Annotated in this window: 9 protein-coding genes; 8 read left to right on the top strand and 1 reads right to left on the bottom strand. The window is 62.7% G+C overall.

Going from position 1 to position 8,714, the window contains the following annotated elements; genetic code table 11:
* From ACEXP3_RS18270 to ACEXP3_RS18260, 3 genes are all read left to right on the top strand, one after another.
* On the top strand, nucleotides 1–549 hold a 549-nt coding region (locus ACEXP3_RS18270; protein WP_377298525.1), incomplete at its 5' end, for a substrate binding domain-containing protein.
* Between the two features lie 16 nt (nucleotides 550–565).
* Nucleotides 566–1,477, top strand: coding sequence for a LysR family transcriptional regulator (locus tag ACEXP3_RS18265; RefSeq protein WP_377298524.1), 912 nt, complete (start codon nucleotides 566–568; stop codon nucleotides 1,475–1,477).
* Nucleotides 1,478–1,675: 198 nt separating this feature from the next.
* Nucleotides 1,676–2,431, top strand: coding sequence for an SDR family NAD(P)-dependent oxidoreductase (locus ACEXP3_RS18260; RefSeq protein ID WP_377298523.1), 756 nt, complete (start codon nucleotides 1,676–1,678; stop codon nucleotides 2,429–2,431).
* 395 nt (nucleotides 2,432–2,826) lie between these two features.
* Here ACEXP3_RS18260 and ACEXP3_RS18255 read toward each other — a convergent pair whose 3' ends face one another.
* Nucleotides 2,827–3,768, bottom strand: coding sequence for a GlxA family transcriptional regulator (locus ACEXP3_RS18255; protein ID WP_377298522.1), 942 nt, complete (start codon nucleotides 3,766–3,768; stop codon nucleotides 2,827–2,829).
* Between the two features lie 122 nt (nucleotides 3,769–3,890).
* On the opposite strand from ACEXP3_RS18255, the gene ACEXP3_RS18250 reads away from it, so the two are divergent.
* From ACEXP3_RS18250 to ACEXP3_RS18230, 5 genes are all read left to right on the top strand, one after another.
* Nucleotides 3,891–4,685: an SDR family NAD(P)-dependent oxidoreductase gene (locus ACEXP3_RS18250; protein ID WP_377298521.1), complete on the top strand. Its 795-nt coding sequence runs from the start codon at nucleotides 3,891–3,893 to the stop codon at nucleotides 4,683–4,685.
* 38 nt (nucleotides 4,686–4,723) lie between these two features.
* Nucleotides 4,724–5,488: an SDR family oxidoreductase gene (locus ACEXP3_RS18245; RefSeq protein ID WP_377298520.1), complete on the top strand. Its 765-nt coding sequence runs from the start codon at nucleotides 4,724–4,726 to the stop codon at nucleotides 5,486–5,488.
* Between the two features lie 90 nt (nucleotides 5,489–5,578).
* The gene (locus ACEXP3_RS18240) at nucleotides 5,579–6,106 is read left to right on the top strand and encodes a carboxymuconolactone decarboxylase family protein (RefSeq protein ID WP_377298519.1); all 528 of its coding nucleotides are present in this window, start codon (nucleotides 5,579–5,581) and stop codon (nucleotides 6,104–6,106) included.
* A 172-nt stretch (nucleotides 6,107–6,278) separates the two neighbouring features.
* Nucleotides 6,279–6,647: a response regulator gene (locus ACEXP3_RS18235; RefSeq protein ID WP_377298518.1), complete on the top strand. Its 369-nt coding sequence runs from the start codon at nucleotides 6,279–6,281 to the stop codon at nucleotides 6,645–6,647.
* A 125-nt stretch (nucleotides 6,648–6,772) separates the two neighbouring features.
* A complete protein-coding gene (locus ACEXP3_RS18230; protein WP_377298517.1) occupies nucleotides 6,773–8,713 on the top strand; it encodes a methyl-accepting chemotaxis protein in 1,941 nt (646 codons plus the stop codon).
* The last annotated feature ends 1 nt before the right edge of the window (nucleotide 8,714 follow it).

Genomic DNA, 8,714 nt, shown 5'->3' with positions numbered 1-8,714 from the left:
GAACTCACCCTTGATATCGATGACCGAAGGGTGGATCCCGCCGCTGACGGTTACGACGCCATCATCCGCCATGGCCCTCTCTCCGAGTCGCGGCTGATCGCCTGGAAACTGGCCCCGAGCCGCCGGATGCTGACGGCCTCGAGCGACTATCTCGCGCGCTGCGGTACGCCCCGCACGCTGCAGGATCTGGAGCAGCACAAGGGCATTTTCTACACAAACCGCGGGATTGCCGACTGGCGATTTCAGACCAGCACCGGCAATGTCATTGTCCGCGCAAAGCTCGGCCTTGCGATCAACAATGGCGATATGATGCGCGATGCGGCCATTGCGGGCCTCGGCCTGGCACTCCTGCCGGCCTTCATCGCCGGCCCCGCGATCCGTGACGGTCTGCTGCAGGAAGTGGAGGTCGATCACAAGCCAGAACCGGAATTCATCTTCATGGCCCATCCCCAGGGGCGCAAGCCGCCTGCAAAGCTGCGCGCGATAGCCGATCATCTGAAGAGGGTATTTGGCAGTTCGCCGTATTGGGATCCAGGCACCACCGGTTAGAGAAAGGGATGCTTCCATGGATCAACTCCTCGCCATCAGAACCTTTGTCCGCGTTGCCGAAGCCGGCTCCTTTGCCAAGGCGGCAGATCAGATGAACCTGCCGCGTTCCTCCGTCAGCAAGCTGGTGCAGGATCTGGAAGCGCATCTGGGAGCCAAGCTGGTCGAGCGCACCACGCGCTCCGTGACGATCACAGCGGAGGGTTTTGCCTATCATGAGCGGGCCCTTCGCCTGATTGCCGATCTGGACGAGATGGACGGTACGGTGGCGGGCGCGCGCAGCACGCCGAAAGGCCGGCTGCGCGTCGACATCGGATCCGTCATGGCCAACCAGATCCTGATCCCGCACCTTCCGGAGTTCCAGGCTCTTTATCCCGACATCGACCTCCTGCTCGGCGTGAGCGACCGCTCGGTGGATCTTGTCGGCGAGGGCATCGATTGCGTCATCCGCGGCGGCGTGCTTGCGGATTCCGCCCTGAAGGCACGCAAGCTTTGCGAACTGGACTTCGTCGTCTGCGCGGCTCCTTCCTATCTCGCAGGCAGGCTCAAACCCGAGCATCCAGACGACCTTCGAGAACACCGGATCGCAAGCTATTTCTCGGCGCTCTCCGGAAAGCCTTTTCCGCCGCTTCTGCAGCGGGGCGACGAACGATACGACTATCTGCCTGCCGTGCCCGGCATGTCCGTCAACGAGAGTACGGCGCATCTGAACTCAATGCTCGCAGGCCTTGGCATAGGCCAGACATTCGGCTTCCTGGCCAGACCGCACTTCAAAACCGGTGCCCTGGTCGAGCTTCTGCCTGACTGGAAGCCGGAACTGCGGCCGCTGCATCTCGTCTATCCTGCCGATCGGTTTCCCAATGCAAGGCTGCGCGCATTTTCGGACTGGGTTGCGAACCTGTTCAGAGACATCGATTCCCGACGCGGATAGCCACCATTATCCATGAGCATGGACAATCTCTCCAGAAGCGAGCGCTTCTGCACACCCGCTTGACCGCCTAGATCTTGAACATCGGACGGCGACGAAGGGCTTTGAGCCAACGCCTCCTTCCCGAAACACGCACAACTTCAACAGGCCGGTCGCGCTCGGGCTGAACCCTTTTGCGCGGCCAGCGCCAGGAGACCTAAGATGACCAACAGACTTCAGCACAAGATTGCGGTCGTGACCGGGGCCACCAGCGGCATCGGTCTTGCAACGGCCAAGCTGTTAGCGGCGGAAGGCGCCCGCGTCTACATCACCGGACGCCGCCGGGAAGCCCTCGATCGGGCGATTGCCGAGATCGGACATGATGCGGTCGGCGTTCAGGCGGATTCCGGCAGCAATGCAGACCTCGACCGGCTGTTTGCGCAGGTGAAGGCGCAAGAGGGCCGGCTGGATGTTCTCGTCGTCAATGCCGGTGGCGGCAGCATGCTTGCCCTCGGCGAAATCACCGAGGAGCAGATCGACGATACGTTTGGCCGCAACGTCAAGGCGGTCATCTTCACGGTCCAGAAGGCCCTGCCGCTTATGGGGAAAGGCTCGTCCATCGTCCTCACCGGTTCGACCGCCGGCACTGAAGGGACGGCCGCCTTCTCGGTCTACTCCGCATCCAAGGCGGCGGTGCGCAATCTTGCTCGCTCCTGGGCGCTGGATCTTAAAGGAACGGGGATCCGGGTGAACGTCGTCTCACCCGGCGCCACCCACACGCCCGGCCTCGTAGAACTTGCCGGCGACGACAAGGCGCAACAGCAGGGTCTCCTCGACTTTCTGGCCACCCGCATCCCGCTCGGCCGCGTCGGAAATCCCGACGAAATTGCCAAGGCGAGCCTCTTCCTCGCCTCAGACGATGCGAGCTTCGTGAACGGTGCCGAACTGTTTGCCGACGGCGGCCAGGCACAGGTCTGACCGGGCAAGGGGGAGTGGCCGATGGCCGCTCCCCGTCAACAATCATCGGGCTCACCGGCGATGATCTTCGCAAGCGCCCCTGAACTCGCGGCCGCTTACACGTGGGAAGAAGATGGGCGGCTCAGGCGTGGATTGGTCAGGGATGCTGCGCTTTCCAGCCATGCCGCCTGAACCTTGGCACCGATTGCGTTGATAGCAGCACCGATCTTGGCAATGGGCCGGCCGCCGGTCATGTCCATGGCAAAGGACGTTGTTCAAACCGGTGCCATCGATGCCCTGTTTCAGGGCACTCCTTCCACGCAACTTGAATCCGAGATGGCAGGGACAATGCCTTGTCGCGTGATCTCTCCGACATCCAGCTTGCGTGACGCCGCCTGACGCTTGCCGGGGCGGCGCTATGACGCCCGTGCCAGCCGTCGCAGAGCCTGGGGCGGCTGGCCGTATTGGCGCATGAACGCCTCGCGCATCCGCCGCAGATCGATGAAGCCCGCCTGTTGCGCGATCTGGTCGAAGGAGTGCCGTGTTTCCTCGATCATCAGACGCGCCGCATCGAGCCTGATCTGCTCCACAGCTTTCGCAGGCGTCTGCCCCGTTTCGGCGCGGAAGGCGCGGCTGAACTGCCGGGGCGAGAGGGCGGCCACGTCTGCCAGTTCATCCACAGTCAGAGGATTGGAAAGATGCGCTTTGGCATGAATCAAGGCCTTCTGGATCCGGTCGCTGCTCGGCGCAAGTTCAAGCAGTTCCGAATGCTGGGATTGGCCGCCGGCGCGGCGATGATGCATCACCAGGCGCCGGGCAATCGCACTCGCCACGTCTCGGCCGAGATCCTTCTCGATCAAGGCGACGGCGAGATCGAGGCCGGCCGTCAGTCCTGCCGATGTCCACACGGAACCCTCGTTGATGAAAATGCGATCCTCCTCGACCCGCACATTGGGAAAGGTCTCGCGCATCTGCCGGGCGTAGGACCAGTGCGTGGTCGCCCGTCGCCCGTCGAGAAGTCCCATTTGCCCGAGCAGGAACGAGCCAGTGCACAGACCGGCAACGCGCCGCGCCTGCCGTGCCGTCGCGCGCAGGGTGTCAAGCGTTGCCTCATCCTGCTGCGGAGGTGGAACCAGTCCCGCCAGAAGCAGCAGCGTATCGACCGTGTCCAGATCGGAAAGTTTGGTGGTCGGCACGGCAAAGCCGCTCGAGGAGACAACGGGGCCACCGCCGACCGAGGCAATAGACAGGGTGTAATAGCTGTCCTTCCTCACCGCATTGGCCAGTTCAAAGGCCGCCTGCACGCCAAGCGCCAGGAACTGAAAACCGGGTGTGAGCACCATGGAAATATGCGGCATGCCGTCTCTGCCTTCGTGTCCTGAAAACGTATTTTATACGTCATATCGGACGCGAAGCTCTTCGTCCATAACATTCGCGTCGGGAGCGATTGACGCTCTCCTTCTTCAAAAGGATCAAACGCATGGCCACTTTGGGAACTGCCCTTATCACTGGCGCCTCGACCGGCATCGGCGCGATCTATGCCGATCGCCTTGCCGCCCGCGGCTACGATCTCACGCTCGTTGCCCGCAACACGGACAAGCTGCAGGCACTCGCCTCCGCGATTTCGGACAAGACCGGACGCGCCGTGGACGTGCTTGCCGCCGACCTCGGAAACCCGGTCGATCTGGCCCGCGTGGAGAAGACACTGCGCGAGGATGCGAGCATCACCATGCTCGTCAACAATGCCGGCATCGGCACCCATACGACCTTGCTCGAAAGCGATGTCGAGCGGATGGATGCGATGGTGCGCCTCAACGTTACCGCCGTGATGCGGCTCACCTATGCGGCGGTGCCGGGTTTCGTCGCGCGCGGCGGCGGCACCATCATCAATATCTCATCGATCGTGGCGGTTGCTCCGGAATTGCTGAACGGCGTCTATGGCGGCACGAAAGCCTTCGTGCAGGCCTTCACCACCTCGCTGAACCATGAGCTCGCCGACAAAGGCATCCGCGCGCAGGCCGTCCTGCCCGGCGCCACCCGCACCGACTTCTGGGCGCTTGGCGGCCTGCCGGTCGAGCATTTGCCCTCCGAGATCGTGATGCAGGCGGACGATATGGTCGATGCCGCCCTTGCAGGACTGGATCAGCGCGAAACCACCACGATCCCCGCGCTGAGGGATGTGGAGCTGTGGCAGGCCTTTGAAGCCGCGCGGCGGGCGCTCGGCCCGCAACTGTCTGCAACGCAGGCAGCGCCTCGCTTCAAGACCACGATCTGAATTTCCTGCTCCTCCCATTTCGTAAAAGGACAATTGCCATGAAACTCACGGGTAACACCATCTTCATCACCGGCGGCACCAGCGGCATCGGCCGCGGCATGGCTGAAGCATTTCACAAGCTTGGAAACCAGGTCATCATTGCAGGCCGGCGGACCGCCTTGCTGAAGGAGGTCACGGAAGCCAACCCCGGCATGGCATCGATAGAGCTCGACGTGACCGATCCGGACAGCATCCAGGCGGCTGCGTGCCACCTGATCGACACCTATCCAGCGCTCAACGTGGTGTTCAACAATGCTGGCTTCATGCCCTTCGACGATGTCTCCGGCCCGATCGACGACGCTGCGGCACAAGATCTGATCACGACGAACCTGCTCGGTCCGCTTCGTGTCACGTCCGCCTTCATCGAACATCTGAAGTCGCAGCCGGAAGCGACCATTCTTTACACGAGCAGCGTTCTGGCTTTCGTGCCGATTGCCGGCAACGCGATCTATTCCGCCACCAAGGCAGCCCTTCATTCCTACGCCTTGTCGCAGCGCTTCCAGCTGCGAGACACCCGCGTCAGGGTGCAGGAAATCGCTCCGCCCTGGGTGGATACGGATCTCATCTACAAGAGCGGCGATCCGCGCGCTATGCCGCTGCCGCAGTTCATCGAACAGACGCTCGCGGCACTTGCGACCGATGATCCGGAGGTGATCGTCGATGCCATCCGGCCGCTGCGCGATAATCCCGGCGCCCAGGAACACGCGCTGTTCCAGGCGTTCAACCAAAGCATCGTCGACAACCCGATCCCCGTCGGCGCCTGACACAAGGGTGCCGCCGCAAGCGGCGGCACCCTGCCCCGGCATCCCCGTCTTAGAAACAATCCCTGAAACCGAAACCAGAAAGGAAAGACCATGTCACGCATTTCCATTCCCGAGCCTCAGCTGGCTCCCGAGGCATCCCAGCCGACACTCAACGCGATCAAGGCAAAGCTCGGCAGTGTCCCGAACTTTTTCCGTGTGCTGTCGAACAGTCCCGCCGTCATCGGTGCGCATGCCGGCCTGAACCAGGGGCTGAGCAAGGCGCTTGACGTCAAGACCCGCGAACGGATCGCGCTCGCAGTTGCCGCGGTCAACGGCTGCGAATACTGCAATGCCGCCCACACATTTACCGGCTACACGTTCTCCAAGCTCAGCCGGGAAGAGATCGAAAGGGCAAGGCAGGGCACGTCGGAAGAGCCGAAAGCCGCGGCAGCAGTGGCTTTTGCCAGGAAGGTCGCAGAAACACGCGGCAAGGTGTCAAACGCCGATATCGATGCCGTTCGAGGCGTTGGCTTTACCGATGCTCAGGTCATCGAGATCGTCGCTGTCGTGGCGGAAAACTTCTTCACCAACCTGATCAACAACGTTGCCGCAACAGACGTCGATTTCCCCGACATCTGAAACGCACCACTGCCCGCCGAATGACCCGTGTGAACGATGCGGCAATGCATGCCGCATTGCAGATGGGCGAAGAAACCCACACCAAAAAAATTCTTTTCTCTGACGGAACCATGGCGGCCTCTGCACGTTCATGTGCGCTGCGGCCGGCAACCTGCGATCGGATATCGTTTCAATGACCTCAAAACCCCTGTTCGTTCTCGTCGTAGAGGATGAGGTGCTGATACGCCTCAGCCTCGTGGACGAACTGGAAGATGCCGGCTTCCGTGTGGCCGAAGCCTGCACTGCGGACGAAGCCTTGACCGTGCTGGAAGCGCATCCGGAGATCACGGCGATTTTTACCGATATCGACATGCCCGGTTCGATGGACGGGTTGAAGCTTGCGCATCGGGTGCACCGCTCCCATCCCCATGTCGCCCTTCTCCTGACGTCCGGTTACCTGAAGATCCCGAAGAACGACTTGCCGGTCAAAGTCCCTTTCCTGTCAAAGCCCTATGAAGTTGGCCATGTCGTGAACCATTTGCGCGATCTCGTCCTGCAATGAGGTCCCGCGACAATTGTCTCGCGCTGAAGCTTGGGCCATAACCGTGAGACACATTCCAAGCCTTGCACCTGCCAAGCGCTGCCTTGCGTGCTTTCCTTTCGGCCCATCGAGATAATGGACATTCCATGGCACTGGTAAAGACCTCCCAACTGGGCGCAAAGGCGGCCATTGCCAAAGGCGAAGCTGCCACCATCACGCCCGCTCCGGCCGGTGCAGACAAGGCGGCGGCCTTGCGCCGGTCGAGGGATCGGTCGCGTATGCGCCAGCAGAAGGCGGCCGAACGCCTCGGTGCGGCCACCGAGGAGCTGTCAACCGGCGTTGCGGAGGCGGCATCCGCGGCCGAACAGCTTCGCCGGGCCCTGGAGCAGATCGCAAGCGGAGCGGAGGAGGCGGCCGGCGCCGTGCATGAATCCCTTTCGGCAACCACTCACCTTGCCGCCCGCTTTACCGAAACGCGCACACAGGCCGAAACCGCACGAAACCAGACGGGTCAGGTGCAGACTGGCATGCTGGAAGCGGCCGCCCAGATCGACGGTGCGATCCTTGCCATCGAAACGAACGCATCGCGGCAGATCGCTTCGGTGTCCCTCATCGAAAAGCTGCAGGTGCAAGCCGAAACGATTGGCGCAACGACCGTGGCTGTCGCCGACATTTCCGATCGCACCAATCTTCTGGCGCTCAATGCCGCCATCGAGGCCGCCCGTGCCGGCGACGAGGGGCGCGGCTTTGCCGTGGTGGCCGACGAGGTGCGGGCGCTCGCCGAGATTGCCGAGCGCAGCTCGCGCGACGTCAACCGGCATGCCGAAACCATTGTCGAGGGCGTCGGCCGGATTGCCGAACGGATCCGGTCGGCAGCGCAGACCGCGCGGGAGCAGACAGCTCTCGGCCGCAATATGGTCGCGGATCTGGAGGCCATCCGTCTCGGCCTTTCAGACCTCTCGCAGGATAGCCAGACAATCCTGATTGCCGCGGTTGAAGCGGACGTGGCGACGCGCGAGGCGCAAAAGGGTGCAGAAACCGTCGCCGCCGCCGCCGAGCAGCAGTCTGCCGCAGCCGCGCAGGCGCAACGGGCCGTCGAACAGCAGAGCGTGGCGCTGGAGGAAAGCCAGCAGACCGCGCAGGCGCTTGCCGCCATGGCTGACGAGCTGTTGAATGATGACGCCCATGCGGCGCGTTCGCAGGAGATGAGTGCGGCCGCAGAAGAGCTCTCCGCCACCGTTCAGGAACTATCGGGCGCTGCCGGCGAAATTCTGATTGCAGTCGAGCAGATCAGCCGCGGCGCCGAGGCGCAGGCGTCTGCCACCGAGCAGGCAAATGCTGCCATGACGCAGATCAAGGCCAGTGCTTCCCGCACCGAGGTGAGTGCGCAGCAGGCAAGCCGGCGCGGGGCAGAGATCAAGCTGCTGCTTTCCCGCAACAAAGCCGGCCTCGCCAGCCTTGCCTCCGGCATTTCCGGGGCCACGGCAGAAATGCGCCAGGCTCTGGCCGACCTCAATGCGCTGGGCGACATCGGCTTCAGGATCGAACGCACCGTCGACCGCATCGTGCTGGTCGCCGTTCAGACCAACATGCTGGCGGTGAGCGGCTCGGTGGAGGCGGCGCGGGCTGGCACGGCTGGACGCGGCTTTGCCATCGTGTCCACCGATATCCGCAAGCTCGCTCAGGATGCAGCCGACAATATCGACGGCATCAAGGACATCGTCCGGCTGATCCAGCTGCAGATCGTCACCGTGCAGCGGGAACTGGAAGCCATTATTGCAGCGTCCGACGCCGAACAGGCCAAAAGCCAGCTCATCGCGGATCGGCTTGCATCGGCCGAAGACGATGTTGATGGCATGGTGGATGGCTTTGCCGCCATTCTGGAGGCGGCGCAATCCATTCTGATTTCCGCAAGAGAAGTCCAGGGCGGTACCGAGCAGATCGCATCGGTCGCGCTTCAGGCGAGTGCAGCCGCAAGGCAGGCGGCCACAGCCGCGCTGCAACAGTCGCGCGGGGCAGAAGATCTTGCCGCAGCCGTCGAGGAAATCGCCTCGCTGGCAGACGAACTCCAGATGGCGGGAAGCTGAC

This window comes from Neorhizobium fuzhouense, from assembly GCF_042611105.1.
GTDB classification, from domain to species: Bacteria; Pseudomonadota; Alphaproteobacteria; order Rhizobiales; family Rhizobiaceae; genus Neorhizobium; species Neorhizobium galegae_A.
This window is presented reverse-complemented; position numbering and strand designations above follow the sequence as displayed.